This window comes from Aliikangiella coralliicola (assembly GCF_007004725.1).
In the GTDB taxonomy this organism is placed as follows: domain Bacteria; phylum Pseudomonadota; class Gammaproteobacteria; order Enterobacterales; family Kangiellaceae; genus Aliikangiella; species Aliikangiella coralliicola.
In genome coordinates this window covers 54274-78325 of record NZ_ML660161.1, presented here as the reverse complement: position 1 = coordinate 78325, position 24052 = coordinate 54274, and the positions used below count along the sequence as shown (strand labels likewise).

The following is a 24052-nucleotide window of genomic DNA, read 5'->3' as shown; positions in this document are numbered from 1 at the left end:
TCGGCAAAAAACACTCACTCAAAAAAGCCAATTAGCGTTCAATGAGAAAAAGATGAGTCAAAGCTACGATATTGTCATAACCGGCGGTGGTATGGCCGGTGCAACTGCCGCAATTAGCTTTGCTCAATTAGGGTTGTCAGTTGCACTCATTGAGGCGGTTGAGCCAGAGCAGGAACTGAGCACCAGTTATGATCAAAGGGCTGTGGCACTATCAGCTTCATCAGTCGCTATCTATCGTTCCTTAGGCTTATGGTCTGAACTAGAATCAGTCGCTTGCCCCATTAAAAACATTCACGTTTCTGATCAGGGCCGCTTTGGTTTTACCCGACTGGCAGCATCAGATTATTTAATAGACTCCCTTGGCGAGGTCATATTATTAGAACAAGCCGGTCCAATTTTATGGGCGGCACTTAAGCAATATCCATTAATTGATATTTATTGCCCGGCAAAGCTGGAAAAATTTGAATCGGAAAAAAATTATTGCCGATTGACCATCAGCCAATCAACACAAACCAAGGACAGCGACACCGAAAACAATCAACAACTTTCCACCATAGACGCGAGTTTGATGATCGCAGCCGATGGCACTTATTCACGAATTGCCGAAACGCTAAATCTCCCCATCAACCGAGAGCCTTATCACCAGCACGCGGTAATAGCGAATATCTCAACTGACAAAAAACATGATAATCACGCCTTTGAGCGTTTCACCAATGAAGGACCTTTAGCATTATTGCCGCTAACCGCTAATCGGATGAGCCTGGTCTGGTGTCACAAGCCTGAAAACGCCGATGAAGTGATGGCCTGGGATGACGGCCATTTTATAGAAGCACTTCAGCAAGCCTTCGGCTATCGACTAGGCCGTATCACCAAAGTCGGCAAACGCTATCAATATCCGCTCAGTTTGCACCACGCCCAGCAACACTTTAGCGACCGAGTTTTACTTTTCGGCAACGCGGCTCACACCCTGCATCCAATTGCTGGGCAGGGTCTGAACCTGAGTTTAAGAGATATAGCTGCGCTCACCGATTGTCTATCTAACGCTTGTCTGTCAAATTCCCGCTTATCTGAACATGCAGAGTCAAGCAGAGATTTTGGAAATGGCGAGTTTTTAGCCGATTATATTCAATCTCGGCAAGCCGACTGGCAACAAACAATCATTGCTACTGACTCACTTGCCCGGTTATTCAGTAACGACTTTTTACCTTTAGCCCTGGTACGAAATAAAGCGATGAATCTGATCAATCGGCTTCCATTTGTTAAGGAACAGCTCGCGAATGCAGCTATGGGCTACAGCGGCTTTTCGTCTCGATTGACGCGAGGTCTAGCAAATCAACCAATATTTAAGGCATCAAAATGAACTATTCCAAATTCGATATCGTGATTGTCGGTGGTGGGATGGTTGGGCTTGCCATGGCTGCAGCGCTCGCCGATAGTACCTTTAAAGTAGCCGTGGTTGAAAAAAACGACTTCGAATCGATTGCAGCCGAAAAACTTTTATCAAATTTACCTGTTTCTTCCCAAGCATTTGACCTTCGTGTCAGTGCGATTAGTCCGGCTAACCAGGAATTGCTCACGGCGCTAAATTGTTGGCAGAATATTCCTGAAAGTCGTTTAGCAGACTACCAGTCAATGCATGTCTGGGATGGAGATGGAACAGGCAAGATTACATTTAATGCGGCAGAAATAGCCGCACCAAAGCTTGGCACCATTGTTGAAAACCAGGTGCTACGCGCCGCTATTTATCAACAACTGGCAAACAAAAGCAATGTAACCTTGATTGAAAATGCTGAGATTAATTTTATCAGCACTTCGCAGCAACAGGTTGAAATTAGCCTGACGAATTCTCATCTATTAGTCGCCAAACTTCTGATAGGTGCTGATGGCGCATTTTCGCAGGTCAGGGAAAAACTGGATATCGCTATCTCCGAAATGCCTTATCGGCAAACCGCGTTTGTCGCCAATGTTGCGGTTGAAAAAACCCATCAAAATATCGCATGGCAGAGATTTACACCAACCGGTCCGATTGCGTTTTTACCCTTGCCTGAGCCGAATTTATGTTCTATTGTCTGGTCTATTGATGACAATCACAATTGCGATAACAATAACAGCAGCAATCATCTAAAGCAGTTAACGCCACAGGAATTTGCAGATAAATTAGCTTCTCAGTTTGAGTTTAAGCTTGGTCGCGTTACTGCAGTGAGTGAGTTTCGGGGCTTTCCCTTGATTAAGCGCCATGCGCAAAGTTACTTACGCGACCGTTGTGCATTGATTGGTGATGCCGCTCACACGATCCATCCTCTGGCAGGACAAGGGGTGAATCTGGGGTTTCAAGATGTCGCTTGTTTAAGTCAATTGCTGATCGACTTGCATGATAAAGGTCGAGACATTGGCTTAAAAGCAAACTTAAGAATATTTGAGCGAGAACGCAAAGCAGAAAACAGTCTGATGCAAGAAGCAATGAGCGGTTTCAAATGGTTATTTGGTCAACAAAATATGCCGATAACGCTACTAAGAAACTTTTCGCTCTCTGCGGTAGACCGTTCAAACTTATTAAAACAAGTGATAACGCGCCGTGCGATGGGCTTTTAAAAAAATTTAAACTAAACTGATATAACCTGAAATTAACAATAACATTTACTATAAGAATACAAAAAACAGCGACACAGACACATTTAAAATTTGAACCAGTGTAAGTACATCAGATTTCTGCTCACTAATTGTGGCTAATCAACAACAGTTGATATCAAAAACAATAGTGATTAAAAACAAAGTAACAAACACCAATAAGGAAATGTCGTTTGTATTTGAGGTATTAATTTGCAAATTAAATCAAATCGGCAATTCAGAACCTACGTCATTAGCTGGTTTCTAGTCGTTGCCGGCTTGATTGTGTCACTCGGCGGTGTAAGTATCTATTACAGTGCAGAGAACCACCTTCTGGAAAACTATCAACGAGATAAGCTCGCACAAATTACAACAATGGCGACGCTGATTGATGCTGAACAGCACCTCCAGATTCAAACCCCAAAAATCGCCGCCAGTAGCAATAACAACAAACTGTATAAAGTTTTCGAAAAAGCAGCAGCTAGTGATGGTTTTCATCACCGCTTATTTTCACTTAATTTTTCTCCTTCATCAGAGCAGCTTAAATATGCTATTGCCCCAACAAAATTAGCCACCGATAGTATTATGATTTCATCGGATATCGTTGAAATGATGATCACTGTCAATCCAGATGGAAAACCTCAACTCATCTACCGCGGCAATCCTGTTAAACGAATTGACATTACTCGAAAAAACCAAAACTATTTGATTCAACTCAACTCAAACACCAAAAGTTACAGTATTTCGATTAATGATAAAGACATTGTCCAACTAAACCTGAAACCAGAATTAACAGCGAAATATAAAAATATTGAACTGGACGCCAAGCAGTTAAAAACTCAAGTAACTATGATCAATTTTTTTGAAAATGAATTTTTGTTTAAATATCGCTTTATACCTGCAGCGCAAAAAATTCATATTGCCGGAACCTCTTTTTACGATGATGAAGCGCTAACCAAATCGCTTTTACTCGTAGTTAAGTCAGCAACACCTTCCGCCGGAATTTATCAGTCCAGAGAAAATGGCCTTGCGGATTTCTATGTCTATGCACCAATCATAAAACAGCGACTTCAGGGCCAGGAAAAAAGTTATCCAAGTTTACTGGTACTGCATATTAACCGCCAAACGCTCTCCCAGTTAAGAGAAAATCTACGTCACTCCATATTACTCGAATTAAGTCTACTCGCAATTATGTTGATGGGCGCAGCTATATTTTTTGCCAGGAAGATTACTAATCCTTTAGAACAGCTAACACTTGCCATCGCCCGGCTAATGCAGAACGATTTCAATTTCAAACTATCAACAAAAAAATTCGGTAGTTTCGGCTATCTGGCTAACCTGTTTAATTTGATGTTGGCAAGATTACAAAAAAGCCGCGGTGAACTTATTCAGCTCAATAAATCATATAGCCGCTTTGTACCCCATCAATTGCTCAAACAACTGAGTTCTGCCGGAGTGAATGACATTGCACTCGGTGACAGTTGTGAACGACAAATGACAGTATTATTTTGTGATATCAGGGGATTTACAACTTTATCGGAAACAATGTCTCCTGGCGCAAACTTTCGCTTTATTAATCGCTACCTGAAACAGATAGCACCAGTTATTAATAAACGCGGAGGAATTATCGATAAATACTTGGGAGACGGTATTATGGCATTGTTTCCTAATGGTGCTGACGAGGCACTCAATGCGGCCATCGAAATGCTCGAATCGTTAGATGAATATAACCAGGTGTTGCAACAAAAGAACCTCCCTGCAATTGAGGTTGGTCTGGGGCTCCATGCTGGGCGAACCATGCTCGGTACAGTGGGCACGCCATCACGAATGGACGCAACGGTTATTTCTGATACAGTGAATGCGGCTGCAAGAGTTGAATCCATGACGAAATCTTTTTGCACTAAAATATTAATTACTGAAGAGACCAAAAGACAACTGAAAAAAATATCGGATTATCGGATCCGTTATATTGCGTCCTGTAGAATCCAGGGAAAATCAAAACCCGTTACCTTGTATGAAGTTTACAATAACGATCCTTATAGTTTGCAACAAGAAAAGTCGCAGAATCAAAACATGATGATCCAGGCGTGGAAAAAATATAAACAGGGCGATAGCGCCATGGCAATTCAAATGTATCAAAAGCTGATTGAGAAAAGCCCCAACGACAAATCATTATTTGCACTAATAGAACGCTGCCAGAGTGGACGGCTTTGAGTTTGAGTTTTTTCGATTCACCAACAGATATCAGTCAGTTTCCCCACTATACTTTGCTTCAAAATAAGAATGATGAATCATCTTTTTTAACACTTCCATATCAATATCTTCCAGCTTATTAACATACAAACAACTCACGCTAGCTTTATATTTCCCTAACTTTTTCAACAAAGTTTCATACTCAGTAAACCCATTCATAATATAAAGTGTCATATTGGCTTTGCGCGGCGAAAAGCCAGTACGCAACCAATCCCCCTCCCGGCCAGTCGCATATTTGTAATGCATCTTTCCAAACCCAACAATGCTGTTTCCCCACATCATTGGTTTTTCACCGGTCACCTCGCTCATTACATCTAAAAGAGTCAACGCATCTTCACGGCGTTTTTGGTGCTCAACCGAATTGATAAATTTTAATACAGAGGCTTTATTGGGTTTCGTTTTTAACTCCGCCATGATCTTATCCTCGTGCTGTTTACACTAGTCCACCAGAAACTTACAAAACTTTTAATTCACAAAATGATGATTTTAAAACGATGATCCCGGTTGTTTAAGAAACTCAATTTCAGCTTCCGTTGACTCCCGATTGAGCACTTGATTTCTATGCGGGTAACGACCAAATTTTTCTATGATAACTTTATGTTTTATTTCGTATTGATAATTATCTTCAAGTCCGGGTTGAGAAAATAATTTTTCTGCCTGCTCATGGACTATTAAAGACTCCGAATGCATTAACGGCATATAAAGAAACTTACGCTGTTGCACAGGCAATTGTTGATCGTGCCCTCCCGCAACGGCTTCTTGAGTCAAAGCAACAGCAAGCGAATCAAATGCAAAGGCTTGGGCAGAATCGCGAAACATATTCCTGGAAAACTGATCGATAACAATAATTTCGGCTAACCTGCCTTCTGGCGCAACGCGCCACGAAGCTAACTCACAGCTTATAGCCGCATGATAAATATCAATAAAACGTGTTCGAATAGTCTCGTCGAAGGCATCATCTTTGATAAACCAGAATTTCGGTTCAATCTCTTGAAACCAGAAATCGATAACAGAAGAATATTGAAAAAGCATAAGGGTCACATTGATTGTTTTCGTTAGGCAATAGTCTATCAACTATGTTAATCGAATTGATCACATTTTGCATGTTTACCATATCAAAGTGATATTCCAATCATTTCGGAAGGCAGGCTAAGCGTTTATTTTCAGCGATTCTATTTCAGCAGGCTTAACCTGGCATAGAAATCCAGTTTTTTATCCGACGCTCTCACATCCGCACCCAAACAGAACATTCCCTGAGTCTTACCATTCTTGTCATTAATAATGGTGTTGATCCATTTATAAGGCAGACTTGTACCATCAAAAGTTAATATATCGTGAAAATATTGATTATTTGAAAGTTGACTTCCAGTCATCAGGTAGTCAAACAAAAGGAGCATTTCAGTTCTTTGCTTTTCAGGGATAACTTTAGTTAACCAGCAGAGGCCGGCTACTTTTTCTTTGCTAGCATTAAGAACTTCACACCCTTTTTGATTAATGAAAGCGATTTCTCCATCTGAGTTAACCAGTAAAACGAAGACTTCATATTCGTCAAATACGCTGAGCTTTTTTTGGAGCGGAACACGATTATTGATGGGGTCGCCGATTAAATCAACTGGACACAAATGATCAATCAGAGGATCTTTACTAACAAAAAAATAACTGGATGGAGATACTTCTTTCTCTTCCTTCTCTTCAGTCTCTAATAGAGTTTTTCCCTGCATACACTGTACTACCTTTATTACCAGACAAGCATAAAAAACAAGCATTGCTCCTCAAAGCGTAGTCATCATGACTAAAACTGTCAAATTTATAATTCACAGCCACAGGAACCGAAAATTAACTGCTCTATTAAAAAATCAATTCCAAAATGAGATAAACTATAAAGATATCTCTTTTTTATTATCCCCCGAATGCATCCTCATTTCGCTTTTTCTATCCAGGTAAAGTAAAAGAGGGGGTAATAGTAAAAAATCAACCACTAATGCAAAGATCAAGGTTACGGCCATGAGTAATCCGATGGTAGCCGAAGTGTTCATCGGAGATATTGTTAGTATGAGAAATCCCGCGGCGAGAACCGTTGAAGTAATTATTAACGCGGTTCCGACCCTGTGAAAAGAATCTCTGATTGCATCGGAAGTAGTTAATCCACCTCTTCGCGCCCGAATATATTTATGTAGAAAATGAACAGTATCATCAACTACTATACCTAATGTCGAACACGCAACTATTGACAAAGAAATATCAACGTATCCAAATGTCATTCCCCACAAACCATAAGCAAGCGCAGCCGGAATAACATTGGGAATTAAACTAATCAACCCATATTTGAATGATTTTAGCACCACCATCAAAACAGCAGATATGCCAACCAACGCTATCAGAGTTCCTTTCAGCAAACTAGTAATATTTCTCTGTGCAATATGCGCAAAGACCATTCCTAAACCAGTGGCTTCTGAAACTTGAATTGCCGGTGCATTTGTCTTTAACCAGACCTGCGCTTTTTGATCAATGGCCAATAGTTCATCAGAACCAGCATCAGAGACAGAAACACTAAAACGCGATGCATCTTTATGAATTGTAACCAGGTTATTTAACCCCAATCCTTCAGGCAAACCAAACTCATAAAACAACAAATACTGCGCTGCCAATTCAGCCGAGTCTGGTATTCGATACCAACTGGGTTCATCGCCATGCATTACTTGATTTAAGTCTTGCATCAGGTTACTAAGTGACTTGACGTTCATCACTTTATCCTGGGATAAAAACCATTTTTCAAATTCATCGAGTTGCGTTAAATATTCTGGATGATAAATACTTTTATTCTTTGCTGGTTTAAGTGAATACTCCAGTCCATTAATGCCGCTGAGATAACCATCCAACCGCTTCACTAGTTGAATCAGTTCAAAGCTTTCATCAAAGTAAGTCGCCCAGTTATCACTCAATCGATTATTTGGAATAAATATAATGAGCAATAAGGTGATTGATGATGTCAAAATTAATAGTCGCTTCTTGCGTAAGATGACGAAATTAGCAAAGGATTTGATCAAACTACCCTGTGGTTGTTTGAGATTTTTTCCAACGGGAAAAACCATCAACAACGCGGGCAAGAGAACCAGACTGAATATTAACGCTATCAGTACACCAAGTGACACCATGTTACCTAAATCTCGATAGGGCGGTGACTCGCTAAAATTCAAACTTAAAAAACCAATAATGGTGGTAATACTAGTAATTAATACAGGCATGAAGTTTATATGCAGGCTTTTTAAAATGGCTTCTCTCTTGGTTTGTCCTTCGTGTAATTGATGATAATAGGTAACCAGTATATGAACGCTATCAGCGACCATTATCGACAACAAGATACTTGGTGCAAATCCTGCAATCGGTGTTAACACCGGCGATACCCAACCGAAAAAGCCGAAGGTTGAAATCAGGCAGGTAGAGATCAAAATAAAAATGGTAATAGCGCCGAATAAGCTCCGCAGAAATAAAAACAAGCCGCTAAAAATAATTAGATAACTGATAGGTAATAAAACTGAAATATCATGCGCTATTGCACGCGAAAGTGTTGTATTAAACGTCGTGGAGCCGCCATTATCGATCTCAAACCCCGGATATTTTTCTCGATAACTATCACGAAGAGCTTCTATCTGCGTGGTAATTTGTGCAGAAGCATCGGCGATATCTTCAGGTAAACTGATATTAATCACCACAATGCCGACCTTTCCATCCGCGGTAATCAAACTGTTCACCAGTCTTTTCTCGTTGAGCGCTATACGACGAATTTCTAAAATATTTTCGTCGCTCAAACTGGCCACATCTTCTACCAGGTAATTAGTTTCTATGTCATCTCCAAGGGATTGAGTGTAGAGATAATTGGTTGGAGAAGAAACTCGGTAAGAGTAGTCGATAAACCATGAAGCCCGCGTTAACGCATCGATAAGCGCTAAACCATCACGTGTAAAAATATCACCATCTTTGGCGGTAACAACTAAAGTAGCAGTATCTGACTTAACATAATTATCTTCAAATGCTTCATAAGCTTTTAGTTGAGGATTGTCTTCACTAAAATAAACACGAAAATCATTGCTGATCTGTAGCTTAGCCATTCCCGAAGCAATCGTTATAACAGACAAAAGAACCATAAAAATCACAACTTTCGGCGAATCAATAACCCAAAGAAATAAGCGATTAAGAATTGGATTCATATAGATAGGCAACCCTTTTTATGCGGGATATTCAATTGACGATTCTTTTTTCATTGAGCACTTAAGCTCGCCATTATAGCAGATGATATTCACACGATTGTTCAGATTATCATTTTAAACTAATCTCATAATATTATAATGGATTTACTCGATAATAGACTTACTCGCAATTCTGGCAAATCAAATTCTCCTAACTCCTAGAGGCTAACATGATCCGAAAAATGAAAATAACCGATGTTGAGCAGGTATTAGAAATTTACCGGCAGGGAATTGAAACCCGAAATGCGACTTTTCAAACGGAAGTTCCCACCTGGGAGCAGTGGGACAAAGGACATCATCAACACTCCCGTTTAATTTACAAGTCTAACGAGGTAAAACCAGGAAATATTGCTGGCTGGGCAGCACTTAGCCCAGTTTCAAAACGAGCCTGTTATGTTGGCGTTGCTGAGTTGAGTATTTATATTCACACCCAATTTCTCGGTATCGGTATCGGCACAAAGCTGATGGCAGCTCTTATTGAAACTTCCGAGCGAAATGGCATTTGGACTTTGCAATCTTCAGTCTTTCCGGGAAATCAGGCGACTATAAAACTACACGAGAACTTTGGGTTCAGGCGAGTTGGAATTCGAGAAAAAATTGCGCAACTCGATGGGAAGTGGCGGGATACGCTAATACTTGAAAGACGAAGTGAGTCTTTAGGACAAAAGGATTAAATCGAAAAAGTCTATTTAAGAAAGTCACTCCAATCAGATCACTATTCATTTTATGCTATAAAAACCTTTGGGAGATCTCTCGACTGCGCTCGAGATGACAGGAGCGCGATTAGGATGACTCCTTCATGAGTTAAATGCCTACCAAACTTTGGCAGCTCACTGTCACTATTGTTTCGACTTCATTTCATTTAATCGCTTTAATTTTTGCTCAGCGTGTTGAAATCCCGGTAATACTTTCAACATATTTTGAGTTTCTATAATCGCACGATCAATTTGACCAAGCCGTAAATAATAATCTGACAGATAATCATAGGGAATAATCATGTCTGGATAAATTTCAGCATAATAACGCGCTGTTAGAATCGCATCTTCATGTTTACCCGATGACCATTGACTATCACTTAAATTCATTAACACACGCTGTGGAACGAGAATATTTTTACCGAATTTTTTACTGACTTTAGTAAAATACTTTCTTAATCCGTCTAATCCTTTATCCATTATTGATTCAGGCACGTTGAAGTCCCTGAAAGCAAAACGAAGTCCATCTAATGTTGCAACCAATGGCACAGTGGTATGATTCTCTTTCGGATAATACTCAAATGCCCAATTCATCTGCGCGGGCGCTGACTGTTTAAAATACTGGTGCATTTTTAATATGCCATCGCCTTCTTCTCCAGGTTCATGCCCCATGGCAAAATGGAACTCCGGCAACCGTGTCAGAGCACTGTCTGATTGATAATGCTCGAACAAATCCTCAACTTGGTTCATTACACTAAAATCGTTGTAAAAAACCGAGGGAGAAATAGCAATCAGTGCATTAAACAACTGAGTTTCTTTCACCAGCGCGTAGGTTGCAAACAGCCCGCCCAATGAATGCCCTATTAGTACTCGGTAATTATCGGTTCGATATTTTTTATCGATAACGGGAATTAATTCTTGTTTAATAAATCGTAAGAAGTTTTCAGCGCCACCACCATCTTGTGCCTCACGCCAGGCCGAAGGCGTTAAGTCCCGACCGCGAATGGTGTTTGGAATGGCGACAACAATCAATTTGGGAAATCCACTTTGATATAACATTTCGGCAACCGCTTTGGTGTAGTCAATGCTGCTTTCGCCGTCTAAAACATAAACCACCGAGTAGCGCTCTTCAGAATTAGCATAACCCAGAGGTTTTGACACATAGATAAGTCTTTTCTCCTTGAGCGCTGCGGATTCAACCACTAGGCTTTCAAGTGAGTTTCTGGCAGTTTGAGCATCGCAAATATTCGAAAACGATCCACTTGCAACCAGTATCAAGACAATCAATAATCGGCAGTCTAATTTCATGAATACTTTACCCGTCAGTAGTGTTTTATTGTTTGTGAGAATCGATGATAATGACAATAAAGCAAAACGGTCTGACAAAATAATGAGATGGCTCTGAATTAATTCTGATTCAGAATTAATTTTAATTAAATCATAAGGTTATCTTTATTGAAAAACCTACCACAAGACACAAACTTCATTGCGGACGGCTGGTTGATTCAGCCAGAATCGCTTAAGATCAGCCACCCTGAGAAGGGAAAGTTCTCAGTTCAACGCAAAGTAATGCAAGTGCTAACGACCCTGATTGAGGCTGACAATCAACTGGTTGAGAAACAGGCTTTAATCAATCAAGTTTGGCAAGATACTGCGATCACCGACAACTCCCTTAACCAGGCTATTTCTGAACTACGCAAGATATTTTCAGATTCGCGTAAAGACCCACAATTTATCGAAACAGTGCCCACAAAAGGGTATCGATTTGTCGCCAAAGCCGAAGCCACTCAATTGAATGAACTTTCAATCGGCGAAGATCAAACAGAAACCCCATCATTGATCCGCAAAAACAGGGTTGCAGTCACTATTAGCTCAATAATGATAGGTGTCCTCATATTGCTGAGTCAGTTTTGGTTACGTAACGACGGCCCAAACGACAACAAGCTTAATCTTACTGTTGCCCCAAATGGGCAAGCGATCGCGTTTTTTATCAAACAGGCCAATGGCTTTTATTTGCATATCCAGCAAACCGATCAATCTGCTGCGCCACTCGCGACTTTTATCAAACGCCCAGAATCTCTGGCCATGGCCTGGTCAAACGACAGTCAAAAAATTGTTTACAACGCGACTCAGAAATCACAAACATTTTACGCCATCAATGTGCTAGAGCTGGCTACCGGCCAGACTCGCTACTACAAAGCCGCTAAGGACAGCTCAAAACACCAGCGAGAATCGCTGCCTGCAAATTTTGACAAACCGACTGAGAGCGTAGAGCATCAGGAATTCGTCGTTGAAGGTAATAAAATAGAAAAAGTGAAATACGATGAAGATGAATTTTTTTCCGCCTACTTCGAGCAAGGACAGATTTCCAGCTTTAGCTGGCAAACAGTAACTCCTGAGAAGGCCACAAACATAAACTGAGGAAGCATCAATTGAAAGTAAGACGCGCAACCATTCAAGACCTCGATTCACTTGTCACCTTTACCGCGCAGGAAGCCGAACAAGCAGAAGGTAGCATTCGTGCCCCGGAAACACTGCGTCGAGGAATAAAAGCAGCCTTAGAAGACCCGGACAAAGGAATATACTGGGTTTTAGTAGACGCATCTGACTCTCCTGTCGGCAGCATTTCAGCAATAACAGAGTGGAGTGACTGGAATGCTGGATATTATTGGTGGATTCAAAGCCTGTTTATTACGCCTGCCTGCCGCGGTCGCGGTTTAATTAACCATTTACTTGACGCCGTTAAACAGGAAATGAGTCGGCAAGGCGGGCTAGAACTGAGGCTTTACGTGCACAAAGACAATCACGCCGCCATCCGCGCTTATGAAAAGGTTCAGTTTGAGCTCTCAAACTATCTCATAATGATCGATAAATCCTAAAACAATTTATTAACCTGAACTCGGGATAAGAACAGCCAGAAAACGTTTAGATTTTAAGACATTACTAACATATCGTTAAAGACAGGCAGTAAAAGGCGCTGAATTAGCTAGAGGTTTGCTTGTCACTAAAGTAAAAATTAACAGGTATCAGTCTTTTATTGGTGCCTTAACTGTCAATTGGTATAATCCTTTTTTTCTTGAGTAATCGTCGTTTTTTATGTTTAAAAGCTTATTCACGCCCAAGTGGAAACATCAGGATGCCAAGGTTCGGCAAGAGGCACTAGCCGCGCTGGATGCGGATCAAGATGTGTCAATCATATCGCAAATGGCAATTTCAGATGAGTCTGCGGAAATTCGCCGTCGAGCATTGGCCAAAATCAGTGATTCCAAGGTACTTCAGTCAATACTTCTGCAGGCAGGCAACCCTGCTGACTGGTGTCAAGTGGCCAGCCATTTAGCAGGATTGCAGGCTGAAAATATCGATGCATTAACGGTACAGTTTAATAATAAAAAGAGCACCTGGGATGAGCAAGCAGTCTCAAACGCGATAACCAAATGCGACAATTCAGCATTAGCTGAATCGCTTCTACTTTCCAGCGATGATCCGCAAATTTTATTACAAGCAGCTACCAGCGCGAAGTCGATAGAACTGCGACTGAGCATTGTTGATAAACTCGACGACCTGAAATCACTTCAACAATTACAGAAGAAAGCGAGTCACAAGCAAGTCATTCAAGCTGTCAGAGAAAAGCTCAAAGGCATTCGCGCTAAACAACAGCATATCGATGATACTTTGCAACAGGCGGATAAAATCTGTCAAAACCTGAGCAAACTTGCCAATCAAACCTGGGATACGCAATTTACCACCAAAGTGCAGCTATTGACCCAACAATGGCAAGCTCTGGATGGTGAAATTATTGACGACAAACCCCTGTCTGGTAAAAGAGTCGATAATTACAACGAGGCTTTAACAGCTTGCCAGGCGACGATTGACTCAATGCAGGAAGAAGCCAGACAGGCAGCACTAGTTCAAGAAGCACAAGCTAAACAATCTGAATTATGCGAACAATTAGAGAGCCTGATTGAAGAAATAAAGTCCGAGCGATTAGAATCTTGTCAATCTCTGCGTGAAGGATTAACACTGCTGGACAAAAACTGGCAACAAATCATCACAGAAGTCGATGCTTCCCCACAGATGAAAGGTCGGTTCAGTGGATTACGGGAAACTTTACAAGGCCACTTAGCCGTTTGGGAGAAATTTGAATCGCTCACTCCGAATTTCATCGAGTTAACCGAACAACAAGCAGACATGGTGTCATTCGGTGACCTGGAAAAATGGCAAAAACAATGGACCAACCTTGAGAAAAAATTACACTGGCCCGAAGAACTTGCCATTCCGTCAGGCTTGGAAATCTGGCGCAAACAGGCCAAAGAGCTACAGCATAAACTACACCAGTTAGAAGCAGAGCAAAAGAAAAAAGCCTCTCAGCTGCATCGTAAAATTAGAACGCTGGAAAATCATATTAGACAACGTAATTTAATTGCGGCAAACAAACTCTCAAACTACATCAATTTCGAACTGAAGGAGTTAGTCGGCGACTTTCTTACCAGTGTTACTCGCAAGCTGGAAAACCTGGAGCCAGACTTGAATGAATTGAGAGATTGGCACGCTTTTGCCACGACTCCCAAAAAAGAATCTCTTTGTAGTGCTATGGAAAAGCTCAGCGAGAATTCCTTGGACCCTCTGGTGCTCGCAGAAAAAGTTCACGAACTTCAAGAACAATGGCGTGAATTAATTTCCTCAGATGCAGCCGCTGATCAAGCACTCTGGGATAAGTTCAAGCAAGCTGCCGACAAAGCTTATCAGCCTTGTCTTGTTTATTACGCTGAACAAGATCAAGTTAAAGCGGACAATTTAAAACAGAAAATAGCAATATGTGAGCGGCTGGAAAAACAGATCGCAGATTTACGCAACTCGATTTCCAACAACGAGAAAGTCGAGCAGTCCCATTCTAGTGAAGAGGTAGCAGAGAGTGCAAAAACAGCTACTGAAACAACCAGCCAATCCATTGACTGGAAGTCGCTGGACAAAAACTTCCGCGATTTGACCAAAGAGTGGCAGCAATACGACCCCGTGCCTAACAACGAACGAAAAACCATTCAAAAACGCTTTAATAAAAGCTTTAATGGGTTAAAAGGGCTGATTCACTCGGAGAAACAGGCAAATCTTGATGAGCGAGTAGAGCTGGTTGCCAAGGCTGAAAAATTAGTTAGTTTAGAAGACAACCGAAAAGCCATCGAAATTTCAAAGCACCTTCAACAAGAGTGGAAAAACCTGGGCATTACATTCTTCAAAGCTGATCGAGAACAATGGCATCAATTTCGTAAAGCAATCGATCAAATCTTCGCACAAAGAGATGAGCAAAAACAAGCTTTTAAAAACGAATTGAAGTCCAGCGAACAAAAAATCAAATCATTAACAACTCAGATCCGCTCTCTTAGTGAACTGGAAGATAGTGAATTAAACCAAAAGTTAGAAGAGTTCGACTCGCTTCGTCAGCAATGGGATAAACAAATTGAGCTCCCCAGAAACTCAGCGAAAAAACTAATCAATGAGTTCGAAAAAGCCTGCCAACACTTTCGAGATCGCTATTCGGGCATTGGAGAACGCCAACTTAAAAAGCGGTTAAAAGCTATTAAAGACGGCGCACTTCTGCTGCAACAGGCAGAAGAAACATTACTTGAAAAACAGGCCGTCGATATTACATTCATCGAAGAACAACTGGCTCAATTGCCAATTGATGAAAAAGGTAAACGTGTTCTTGAACCACGTTTGCAGCATTTAAAAACGGCAATTAACGACAACGAATTTAGTGAAAATATTTCAGGCGTCACTGAACTGGAAAAATTGGCATTAGAAGCCGAAATTCTGTCAGAAACTGAATCGCCTGAATCATTTAAAAACGAGAGAATGGCATTACAACTTCAACGATTACAGGAAGGTTTAACCAGCCGATTATCTCAGGATGAATTAAACCAGGAATTACACAAGATGTTCTACCAGTGGGCATCCTATGGTTTTATTCAAAGCGCTGCCAGAACAATAATAAATCAGCGATTCGATAAAATATTTACCAGAATTGATTTGTAAACTGATTTTGATGGGGTGGCTACACACTGAATGTTAGCCACCGACAATCAGTTTAAAGACACCAATCAATAGGCGTTTTACCTTGAGCCATAAGTAGTTCATTGGCCTTAGAAAAATGCTTACTTCCAAAAAAACCTCGATGAGCAGAAAGAGGTGAGGGATGAGGGGCTTTCAATACATGATGTTTGCTCGTGTCGATGGTGTTTCCCTTTTTTTGTGCATGAGATCCCCACAGCAGAAAAACTAACCCTTCTCCCTGATCGCTTAATCCCTGAATCACTTTATCGGTAAACAGCTCCCACCCCAGATGTTTGTGAGAATGGGCTTGCCCCTGTTCAACGGTAAGCACGGTGTTAAGTAACAATACGCCTTGTTCGGCCCAGGGTTGCAAGTACCCGTGCTGTGGAATTTCAAAGCCAGTAATATCATTGGCAAGCTCTTTATACATATTGACCAACGACGGTGGAGGGGCAATACCGGGCTTTACCGAAAAACATAGTCCATGGGCCTGGTTGGGGCCGTGGTAGGGATCCTGCCCAATAATAACCACCTTAACCTGTTCCAGCGGCGTCACTTTAAACGCATTGAATACTTCTTCTTTTGGCGGATAAACGGTAACGCCTTGCGCTCTTCGCTCGGCAACATACTGCAGAGTTTGCTTGAAGTAGTCTTGCTGTTTTTCAGCAGCTAAAATATCGGACCAGCTCGTCATAATTATTTTCAGGTTAGAGAATTCTGCGGACTATTATGCCCATTGAGGCCTGATAATAAAAGAGCCTGCTATTGTTGGATTCAAATAAAAGCAGAACAATTGACAATATCTCATGTTTAAAAAACTTTAGTCTCGTTAGTTCATCCATCTAGCGCCATATTCAATAGAAAGTTAACACAATCAATTGGACAGTTGGTCAAGTCGAGTTCAAAATGAATCAACGGAAAAGGTTAACTTAGTAAAATAAGAGGTTACCGATGAGTCGATTATCTTTTGTTCCATTTAAACCTGAACACTTAAATGCATGCCTGAGTTTGTTTAACACTAATCTAACCGGGTATTTTTCTCCGGAAGAAGTGTCAGACTTTCAGCTATTTCTGGAAAACCTTGACCAAAACACCCATTATTATGTTGGTTTTCATCATGAACAAATCATCGCTTGCGGCGGTTGGGATAAACAGGACAAAGGCTATTTTTTACGTTGGGGAATCGTCGATAATGCCCAACACACGAAGGGGCTCGGCAGCGAGTTGTTGAACTTCAGAATAAAAAAAATTGAAGCGCTTTATGGACCCGTTGAAATCTATATCAAAACGTCCGGTAAGGCCCATGGTTTTTTTGAAAAATTTGGGTTTGAAACCTTCAAAATTGTTCCAGACGGTATTTATCAGGGAATTGACGAATACCGTATGAAAAGGTCGCCCCAGGATAGCTAATACTTTTAATCCCGTTGCAATGCCTCAATGGGATCCATCTTGGATGCTTTTAACGCAGGATAAATACCAAAAGTTAAGCCAACAATGGCGCAAACACCCACCGATAATAAGATCGCAGATAACGACCAACCAACAGTCCAGTCGGCATAAACCGCGATCACCTGCGCAATAATATAACCCAGAATAATGCCTAATAATCCACCAATGGCGGCGACGGTAAAACTTTCGACCATAAACAGGTTCATCACATCTTTTTTGCGCGCACCAACGGCCCGCAGCAAACCAATTTCTTTAGTCCGCTCCAACACGGTCGCTAACATAATATTCATAATACCAATACCGCCGACTAACAATGAAATCCCCGCAACACAAGACATCACAATGGTAAAGATGCGACGAGTTTGCCGATGCTGTTCCATTAATTTTGCCGGTACCACAATTTCATAGTCATCCACTTTGCCGTGACGTTGGCTAAGCAAATGATTAAGAGCAATTGCCGCCATGTTCGGATCGGTATCTTTGGTAATTTTTATTCTGAAAGTATCAATTTCATTGTCGAGGTCGGGAAAGCGAAACTTTTTCAGCGCGGTTTTTAACGGAACAAATATTCTGTTTTTCTCTCCGCCTAATTTGATCCCTTCAAATTCGTCTTTGTTAAGTGACTTATCTTTTAATACCCCAATGACACGTAACCACACATGATTGACTTTAACCAATTGCCCAAGAGGGTCTTTATCCGCAAACAATACTTTTGCCGTGTGCGCTCCTAACACCGCCACCTGTCGATATCTTGCTTCACCATCAACGTCAAAGAGCCTTCCGGCGCTAACATTAAATCCACTCAATTCAAAATAACTCGGGGTAACACCATAAACAGATGCGTCGCTTTTAACACCATGACTGAAAACAATAAATGTCTTAATCACTTTTTCCGCACTAGCCTGTTCCACAAAAGGTAGAGTTTCGCTAGCCACCTCAACATCTCTTTGCGAGAGACCGACAGAATGATCGCGAATTTCTGCGAGCTGTTGCGAGTCCATTTTCTTAGCATTGACGATTACATTTCGCAGTCCCATAGAGTCGATCAATTCCAGTGCTTCCTGTTCGGCGCCTTCACCGATACTTAGCATGGCAATTACCGCACCGACGCCAAAAATCATTCCAAGCAACGTCAATGCGGTACGCATCTTATGATGCCAAAGTTCTTCCCAAGCATCTCTTAGTGCATCAAAGAACGCCATGATTGCCTCCCGTATTTTGCTGTACGACAGATTGCGGCGTAAACAACGCGACTATATCACCTGACTCTAATCCTTGAGTTATTTCTGTTTTAGCAGTGTTACGAGATCCAATTTGAATTTCCCGCTTAACCCAATCTCCAGATTCTTCTACATACACAAAATACTGACCATTTTTGACTGAAATACTTTGTGAAGGAATACTAATCACCTGACGCTTTTCAGCAGCGAAGACTATCGCTTTCAACTGGCTACCTGGTCGCCAATGTTCCAGTTTTTCACCATCGATACTAACGACCGCTTCAAAATATTTGACAGGGTTTTTATTATTTCGAGATTTAGCAATACTATCAATTTGCGCCAGTTTTCCTTCAATAAGCTGATCGGGATATGCGTCTAACTTTAGTTCCACTCTTTGTCCAACTTTCAGTCCCGCGGCTTCCGATTCAAGAATGAAGATTCTCGCCTGTAATTTTGATAAATCAGGCAGCGATCCTAATTTTCTACCTGGCCAGGTAGTGTCACCAACACGCGGCTTTTCTCCACGCCAGTTTTTTTCTAAAACAAAAAGTCCATCATGTGGTGCAGTGATTTCCAATTTTGTTAACGCGTCTTGATACATGCCTAATTTTGCAGAATGCTGACCTTGCTTCAGTCGTAACAACTCAAGTTCAGATTGTGATTTGTCGTCATGACTCTCGCCACGCCATTCGGTATAACCTTGCTTCGCTTCCAGGTAGGCTTGATTTTTCATTTGGTCGATAATTTCGTTACGCGAATAAACTCTTAAATCATCAACAGAGTACCGGTTAGCAATATTAAGCTCGTCTTTAATTAGTTGCGCATCATTAGAGATTTCTCGCTTTTCGTTACCGAGTTGGTTTTCTTTTGTTTGATAGCCAATATTGGCTTTATCGATTTGAAATTGTTCTTGCTCGCTTTGATGCCTATATTTTTTCGGATCAAAACGGGCAACAACCTGTCCTTTCTTAACCAGTGTATTTTCCTCCGCAAGCCATTCGATAACCTGAGCTTCAAACACGCCACCGGGCATACTGATATTGGTTGCTTTTGCCGCTTCTAACTCTCCAGAACCGGGAATTTTTACGATAAAATCAGCCTTTGCCACAACCATCTTAATCGTATCAGCACTCGAGTTTTCAGCACATCCAGACAAAGTTAATACACTGGAAAGCGTCAAGGATGCGAAAGTGTATTTTAACCTGCCGACTGTTCCTTTATTTATATCGTTCATTCTCTACCACCTACTGCAACGCCAATGCTGATGATTGCTGCGCGTCATCAACATGTATTTTTATTCTTGCAGCCATACCCGGCCGCATCAAATCGATGTCAGGATTCTCCAAAGTAATTTCTGCATCAAAAATAATATTTGGCTGATCTTTACTTTTGCGCCGAAAAACTTTCCCGAGTTTAGTCACTTTGCCAATAAAAACCCTTTCAGGCACGGCATCTAACACGACTTCCACTTTCTGTGCTAACTTTACGCTACCGGCATCTGCTTCGAGGATTTTCGCTTTTACTATCATCTGATCGAGTGACGGTAAACCAATAATTTGTCTCCCCATCCACACAGTATCTCCCATCGAAATTTTCTTTCCCTGATAGTCCGGTTTGTAAATGATAATGCCTGATTTAGGCGCTTTAATCGTCATTTTGCCAATGCCCGACTTCAATTGATCTACTTCACTTTGAAGCCGTTCATTATTACTTTTCGAAATGGCTAATTTAACCTTGTTTGATTCAATCGTCTTGGCGACAGTCTTCTCTAATCGTTGGGTTTCATTTTCTGCGATTTTAAATTGAAGATTTAGTTTTTTAGTCTCCAGATTACTTTCCAGATTTTTAGATTGCTGCCACTTTCGATAGGCTTTATCCTGCTTCATTTTGGATTCTGCGAGTTCCAGATTTTGTTTTTCCAGTTTAGCTTCGTTCGTCAACAACGTATTTTCCAATGTTTTTTGTGCTGTTTTTAACTCACTTTTTTTCATCGATAGTTTCTGATTAAGCTCGCTTACGTCGAAACTGACAATTGGCTTTCCTTTATTGACCTGGCTTCCTTCGGCAGCTAGAAAAGTAATTTTATATCGCCATTGATTTCGTACGGCTGGCGGACTCACGACGGCAGTATCACTTGAAGCCAGTTCGCCGTTAGCTTCAACGATGCCCGACACCTTAAGTTGTGTTTGACTATTTATACTGGAGTCTTGCTGCTCACAACCAGAGACCAACAACAGAGCACCCACCAACAAAGTTATTCTTAACATACTAGCCAGCCTCCGTTGTCATATTTTTTTCTGCTGAAGAGTTTTCGGTAATCGAATTATTCTCAGCGCCGACGCCGTTTTCTGGTATTTCAACTCTCACGCTCATACCTGGCACAAGGGAATGCTTGGAAGGCTCTGTGATTTCAATATCGACATCGTAATAGGTCGCACTGCCCCATTCTTTTTTAGATTCCGCCTGCTGGCCAACTTTTCGAATTTTTCCTTTAAAATGGTCATTGGGAAATGCATCTAACGTCAATGTAACTATCTGGCCTACGCCAATTTTGTGCCAGTCAACTTCATTCACCCATGCTCGTACCGACTCATCCCCAGCACCGGGAATTGAAGCAACATTCCACGAAGTTTGTACTGATTGACCTTCAGTAATTTTACTCCCATTCCAGGGATGCATCGCATGTAATACGGTTCCTTTTCTTAGCGCCTTTAACTGCATAAACGCCAACTCCGATTCTTTTTTCTTTAGAATTGCCCCAATTCTTTTTATTTCTAACACCTGCTTTTTCTCTTCAGCTACCAATGCAGCTTGAGCCGTTTTCAATTTGGTTTTTGCTTGCTCCAACATTTTGTTCGCTTTTTTAAAATCAAACCCGATATTATCTTTTTCAAAATCACTGCGAAATTTTGTCGGTACATTGACAGATAACTTGGCTAGTTGAAATTCTAATTGAGCTTTCACTAAAGCATGCTCAGCATCGATGACTTCCTGTTCCAGTCTAAGCCGACTTTCTTTGGCTTTTTCTTGCGCTTGCCGCAAGCTCACTTTCTGTTGCTCAATCTGGGTGTCTAAACTTGCAGTATCAAACAGTACAACCAAATCTCCTTGCTCAACCATCTGACCTTCCGGCTTCATCCATTTAATCTGCAATCGCCAGTTTTCCGACCAGGGAGTCGTAAAGTTCTGTACATCACCGGCTTTGATTTTGCCGGTCAGAATGACGCTATCAGCTGAATCACTTTCTGCATCAACAACTGTGGAAAACATTAGCGGAATAATGATAGCCAAATGTTTAATCATTGAATTTGTCCTCCTTGATTTTTCCATCTCTCAATGTAACGACTCTTTGCGCATGTTGAGCAATTTCATCTTCATGAGTAACAACGACTATCGTTTGCCCCTGCTGATGTAAATGATGAAACAGGTTCATGATTTCTTCTGTGGTTTTACTGTCCAGATTACCTGTGGGTTCATCAGCCAGAATAATTTCAGGCTGGTTGATCAGCGCTCGCGCTATCGCGACCCGTTGTCGTTGTCCGCCTGAAAGTTCTGATGGTCGGTGATGCGCTCTTTCCGCCAGGCCAACCTTCGAAAGAATTTGCGTTGCCCTTTCTCTCGCTTCGACTTTTGGACAATTTGAAAATCTAAGCGGCAACATAACATTTTCTAATGCGGTACGACGGGCTTGCAAGTTGAAGGTTTGAAATACGAATCCGATAGAACGATTGCGTAGCGATGCGAGCTGATCATCATCAATACTGGCAACTTCTTCTCCGGCGAGCTGATAACTCCCATTATCGGGTTGATCAAGACACCCAAGAATATTCATTAATGTTGACTTACCTGAACCTGACGGCCCCATTATCGCGACAAACTCGTTTTGAGGGATATGCAAATCAACGCCATCCAGCGCTTTAACCAGCGTATTCCCCATTTGGTAAGTTTTCGATATACCCCTGACACGGATCATTTAAATAACGTCCTTTTGCTACTTCTTTGTTAATCGACTGCGTAAATTTTTTAGTTTTATTATTAGCGCTTTATTATTTCATTATTTTTGGTTGATATTAAGTTAAACCAAGGTTGGCCGTTCAACGGCTATTAACTTATTCAGACCTTCCAGCAATACTGATAGTTTCTATAAATAACATCTTTTTTGCTAAGCACATACTCTTAACGTAAAAATCAGCACAAGAGGTTAAACGATTTAAAATTAATCGGCGAGAGGGAAGTTGTAACAATACAATTAGCGGCAATCGTTAAATGACTAGCTTTCGGCGGGATAGACAAAGCGGTGGCTAAGGCTTTTAATTTTAGCTATTATTCTCGAGGCATTTGCGCCCTGAGATCAATAAGCGCTCCCAATAATTGAAAACTTCCTAAGTGCCGATTTCTAGTAGGATATTGATTCTGTTGCTGGATGGCAATGCCAGGCACATAAACGCCCAAACAGTCACAGGTGTAATTTTGAACGAACAACTAAACCAGCAAGAAGCCATTGAGGCGGCGGTCTTTAGAAGGCTGCTAACCCATCTGGATAATCACAAAGAAGTGCAAAATATAGAACTCATGATTTTGGCCGACTTTTGCAGGAATTGTCTGGCAAAATGGATGGTAACCGAGGCGGAATCAAGAAATGTTGAGTTAAATTACGAACAGGCAAGAGAAAAAGTCTACGGTATGCCCTATGCCGAATGGAAGGAAAAATTCCAGACTGAAGCGACTCAAGAACAAATGGATGCCTTTAACGCCAGGAGAAAAGCAAAGCAAGGCCGTTAAGCTTTGATTGAAGGGAGTCTTTGGCTGACGAGTTGGTTCTCAGCACCCGGTGGCTTTGCTGACCATCCCATTTCGATTAACAACACTAAAGAGAAGCGTGTCCAATGAAACTAGTCTGGTATTTTGATTTCATTTCGCCATTTGCCTATTTGCAACATTGCCAGTTCGACAGGCTTCCCACAGACGTCAATATAGAATACAAACCTATCTTGTTTGCCGGGTTGTTGAATCACTGGCAAAATGTCGGACCGGCTGAAATTGCGCCGAAAAGAAAGTTCACCTATAAGCATTGTTACTGGCAAGCAAGAAGGGCTAGTATCCCGTTTAAGATGCCACCGGCGCACCCTTTTAATTCTTTATTTGCGCTACGTTTAGCAATAGCAACGAATAACCAGAGAGAAAACATCCAGATAATTTTCGAGAGTATCTGGAAAGAAGGGCTGGCTTCAGATTCTAACGAAGCTATCAGATACCTGGAAAAACACCTGCAAATCAAAAACCTCGATGTGCTCACTTCAGCACAATCTGTTAAAGATCAACTTCGCATTAATACTGAAGAAGCAGCAAACAATGAGATTTTTGGCGTCCCGACATTTATGGTTAAAGACCAGCCCGGTGAAATTTTTTGGGGGTTAGATGCGTTCGAGATGTTATTAGACTACTTACATGCCCCGACAAACTTTCGAGATGAAGAAATGGATCGGGTCGAAAATTTACCGATAGGTGTGCAACGAAAACGGTAAGCTTTTGT

21 protein-coding genes are annotated in these 24052 nt (G+C 41.3%); 10 read left to right on the top strand and 11 right to left on the bottom strand.

Annotated features, from left to right (window positions below):
* The first annotated feature begins 52 nt into the window (after positions 1-52).
* The 3 genes from ubiH (at position 53) to FLL46_RS03370 (ending at position 4821) form a co-directional block, all read left to right on the top strand.
* Entirely contained in the window at positions 53-1360 is a 1308-nt protein-coding gene (gene ubiH / locus FLL46_RS03380; protein WP_142892035.1) for a 2-octaprenyl-6-methoxyphenyl hydroxylase, read from the top strand.
* Complete coding sequence (locus FLL46_RS03375; RefSeq protein ID WP_142892034.1) at positions 1357-2592, top strand: UbiH/UbiF/VisC/COQ6 family ubiquinone biosynthesis hydroxylase; 1236 nt, start codon at positions 1357-1359, stop codon at positions 2590-2592. Before ubiH ends, FLL46_RS03375 begins: the two co-directional genes overlap by 4 nt.
* Positions 2593-2820: 228 nt before the next feature.
* The gene (locus FLL46_RS03370; protein WP_142892033.1) at positions 2821-4821 is read left to right on the top strand and encodes an adenylate/guanylate cyclase domain-containing protein; all 2001 of its coding nucleotides are present in this window, start codon (positions 2821-2823) and stop codon (positions 4819-4821) included.
* Between the two features lie 30 nt (positions 4822-4851).
* Here the strand turns inward: FLL46_RS03370 and FLL46_RS03365 are convergent, their stop codons facing one another.
* From FLL46_RS03365 to FLL46_RS03350, 4 genes are all read right to left on the bottom strand, one after another.
* A complete protein-coding gene (locus FLL46_RS03365) occupies positions 4852-5274 on the bottom strand; it encodes a DUF1801 domain-containing protein (protein WP_142892032.1) in 423 nt (140 codons plus the stop codon).
* Positions 5275-5346: 72 nt separating this feature from the next.
* Positions 5347-5892, bottom strand: coding sequence for a DUF924 family protein (locus FLL46_RS03360; RefSeq protein ID WP_142892031.1), 546 nt, complete (start codon positions 5890-5892; stop codon positions 5347-5349).
* Positions 5893-6032: 140 nt separating this feature from the next.
* The gene (locus FLL46_RS03355) at positions 6033-6581 is read right to left on the bottom strand and encodes a PAS domain-containing protein (protein ID WP_168204023.1); all 549 of its coding nucleotides are present in this window, start codon (positions 6579-6581) and stop codon (positions 6033-6035) included.
* 156 nt (positions 6582-6737) lie between these two features.
* A complete protein-coding gene (locus FLL46_RS03350) occupies positions 6738-9068 on the bottom strand; it encodes an efflux RND transporter permease subunit (protein WP_142892029.1) in 2331 nt (776 codons plus the stop codon).
* A gap of 209 nt (positions 9069-9277) precedes the next feature.
* Between FLL46_RS03350 and FLL46_RS03345 the strand changes: the two genes are divergently transcribed.
* Positions 9278-9781, top strand: a complete 504-nt coding sequence (locus FLL46_RS03345; RefSeq protein ID WP_142892028.1) for a GNAT family N-acetyltransferase — start codon at positions 9278-9280, stop codon at positions 9779-9781.
* Between the two features lie 165 nt (positions 9782-9946).
* Here FLL46_RS03345 and FLL46_RS03340 read toward each other — a convergent pair whose 3' ends face one another.
* Positions 9947-11110: an alpha/beta hydrolase-fold protein gene (locus FLL46_RS03340; protein ID WP_142892027.1), complete on the bottom strand. Its 1164-nt coding sequence runs from the start codon at positions 11108-11110 to the stop codon at positions 9947-9949.
* A 147-nt stretch (positions 11111-11257) separates the two neighbouring features.
* Here FLL46_RS03340 and FLL46_RS03335 point away from each other — a divergent pair, with 147 nt between their 5' ends.
* From FLL46_RS03335 to FLL46_RS03325, 3 genes are all read left to right on the top strand, one after another.
* Positions 11258-12223 (top strand): winged helix-turn-helix domain-containing protein, encoded by a 966-nt coding sequence (locus FLL46_RS03335; RefSeq protein WP_142892026.1) that lies wholly within the window; start codon positions 11258-11260, stop codon positions 12221-12223.
* Positions 12224-12234: 11 nt separating this feature from the next.
* Entirely contained in the window at positions 12235-12681 is a 447-nt protein-coding gene (locus tag FLL46_RS03330) for a GNAT family N-acetyltransferase (RefSeq protein ID WP_142892025.1), read from the top strand.
* Positions 12682-12898: 217 nt separating this feature from the next.
* Positions 12899-15832, top strand: a complete 2934-nt coding sequence (locus tag FLL46_RS03325; RefSeq protein WP_142892024.1) for a DUF349 domain-containing protein — start codon at positions 12899-12901, stop codon at positions 15830-15832.
* A gap of 52 nt (positions 15833-15884) precedes the next feature.
* Here FLL46_RS03325 and ung read toward each other — a convergent pair whose 3' ends face one another.
* The gene (gene ung / locus FLL46_RS03320) at positions 15885-16544 is read right to left on the bottom strand and encodes a uracil-DNA glycosylase (protein WP_142892023.1); all 660 of its coding nucleotides are present in this window, start codon (positions 16542-16544) and stop codon (positions 15885-15887) included.
* 257 nt (positions 16545-16801) lie between these two features.
* On the opposite strand from ung, the gene FLL46_RS03315 reads away from it, so the two are divergent.
* Complete coding sequence (locus FLL46_RS03315) at positions 16802-17260, top strand: GNAT family N-acetyltransferase (protein ID WP_142892022.1); 459 nt, start codon at positions 16802-16804, stop codon at positions 17258-17260.
* A 5-nt stretch (positions 17261-17265) separates the two neighbouring features.
* Here the strand turns inward: FLL46_RS03315 and FLL46_RS03310 are convergent, their stop codons facing one another.
* Genes FLL46_RS03310 through FLL46_RS03290 form a run of 5 tightly spaced genes read right to left on the bottom strand, consistent with a single transcriptional unit; the run spans position 17266 to position 22492 of the window.
* A complete protein-coding gene (locus tag FLL46_RS03310; RefSeq protein ID WP_142892021.1) occupies positions 17266-18501 on the bottom strand; it encodes an ABC transporter permease in 1236 nt (411 codons plus the stop codon).
* Complete coding sequence (locus tag FLL46_RS03305; RefSeq protein WP_142892020.1) at positions 18488-19753, bottom strand: efflux RND transporter periplasmic adaptor subunit; 1266 nt, start codon at positions 19751-19753, stop codon at positions 18488-18490. Before FLL46_RS03305 ends, FLL46_RS03310 begins: the two co-directional genes overlap by 14 nt.
* Positions 19754-19763: 10 nt before the next feature.
* A complete protein-coding gene (locus tag FLL46_RS03300; protein ID WP_142892019.1) occupies positions 19764-20786 on the bottom strand; it encodes an HlyD family secretion protein in 1023 nt (340 codons plus the stop codon).
* A gap of 1 nt (position 20787) precedes the next feature.
* Complete coding sequence (locus FLL46_RS03295; protein ID WP_168204022.1) at positions 20788-21822, bottom strand: HlyD family secretion protein; 1035 nt, start codon at positions 21820-21822, stop codon at positions 20788-20790.
* A complete protein-coding gene (locus FLL46_RS03290) occupies positions 21815-22492 on the bottom strand; it encodes an ABC transporter ATP-binding protein (RefSeq protein ID WP_142892017.1) in 678 nt (225 codons plus the stop codon). Before FLL46_RS03290 ends, FLL46_RS03295 begins: the two co-directional genes overlap by 8 nt.
* 497 nt (positions 22493-22989) lie before the next feature.
* On the opposite strand from FLL46_RS03290, the gene FLL46_RS03285 reads away from it, so the two are divergent.
* Together FLL46_RS03285 and FLL46_RS03280 are read left to right on the top strand one after the other, a co-directional pair.
* The gene (locus FLL46_RS03285) at positions 22990-23301 is read left to right on the top strand and encodes a DUF1244 domain-containing protein (protein WP_142892016.1); all 312 of its coding nucleotides are present in this window, start codon (positions 22990-22992) and stop codon (positions 23299-23301) included.
* Positions 23302-23405: 104 nt separating this feature from the next.
* Positions 23406-24044 (top strand): 2-hydroxychromene-2-carboxylate isomerase, encoded by a 639-nt coding sequence (locus FLL46_RS03280; protein WP_142892015.1) that lies wholly within the window; start codon positions 23406-23408, stop codon positions 24042-24044.
* The last annotated feature ends 8 nt before the right edge of the window (positions 24045-24052 follow it).

Excerpts from the sequence above, each read along its gene's own strand:
- ubiH (WP_142892035.1), top strand. The coding sequence starts at position 53 with ATGAGTCAAAGCTACGATATTGTCATAACCGGCGGTGGTATGGCCGGT.
- FLL46_RS03315 (WP_142892022.1), top strand. The coding sequence starts at position 16,802 with ATGAGTCGATTATCTTTTGTTCCATTTAAACCTGAACACTTAAATGCA.
- FLL46_RS03360 (WP_142892031.1), bottom strand. The coding sequence starts at position 5,892 with ATGCTTTTTCAATATTCTTCTGTTATCGATTTCTGGTTTCAAGAGATT.
- FLL46_RS03305 (WP_142892020.1), bottom strand. The coding sequence starts at position 19,753 with ATGAACGATATAAATAAAGGAACAGTCGGCAGGTTAAAATACACTTTC.
- FLL46_RS03325 (WP_142892024.1), top strand. The coding sequence starts at position 12,899 with ATGTTTAAAAGCTTATTCACGCCCAAGTGGAAACATCAGGATGCCAAG.
- FLL46_RS03300 (WP_142892019.1), bottom strand. The coding sequence starts at position 20,786 with ATGTTAAGAATAACTTTGTTGGTGGGTGCTCTGTTGTTGGTCTCTGGT.
- FLL46_RS03340 (WP_142892027.1), bottom strand. The coding sequence starts at position 11,110 with ATGAAATTAGACTGCCGATTATTGATTGTCTTGATACTGGTTGCAAGT.
- FLL46_RS03350 (WP_142892029.1), bottom strand. The coding sequence starts at position 9,068 with ATGAATCCAATTCTTAATCGCTTATTTCTTTGGGTTATTGATTCGCCG.
- FLL46_RS03375 (WP_142892034.1), top strand. The coding sequence starts at position 1,357 with ATGAACTATTCCAAATTCGATATCGTGATTGTCGGTGGTGGGATGGTT.
- FLL46_RS03365 (WP_142892032.1), bottom strand. The coding sequence starts at position 5,274 with ATGGCGGAGTTAAAAACGAAACCCAATAAAGCCTCTGTATTAAAATTT.
- ung (WP_142892023.1), bottom strand. The coding sequence starts at position 16,544 with ATGACGAGCTGGTCCGATATTTTAGCTGCTGAAAAACAGCAAGACTAC.
- FLL46_RS03280 (WP_142892015.1), top strand. The coding sequence starts at position 23,406 with ATGAAACTAGTCTGGTATTTTGATTTCATTTCGCCATTTGCCTATTTG.
- FLL46_RS03345 (WP_142892028.1), top strand. The coding sequence starts at position 9,278 with ATGATCCGAAAAATGAAAATAACCGATGTTGAGCAGGTATTAGAAATT.
- FLL46_RS03290 (WP_142892017.1), bottom strand. The coding sequence starts at position 22,492 with ATGATCCGTGTCAGGGGTATATCGAAAACTTACCAAATGGGGAATACG.
- FLL46_RS03295 (WP_168204022.1), bottom strand. The coding sequence starts at position 21,822 with ATGATTAAACATTTGGCTATCATTATTCCGCTAATGTTTTCCACAGTT.
- FLL46_RS03355 (WP_168204023.1), bottom strand. The coding sequence starts at position 6,581 with ATGCAGGGAAAAACTCTATTAGAGACTGAAGAGAAGGAAGAGAAAGAA.
- FLL46_RS03310 (WP_142892021.1), bottom strand. The coding sequence starts at position 18,501 with ATGGCGTTCTTTGATGCACTAAGAGATGCTTGGGAAGAACTTTGGCAT.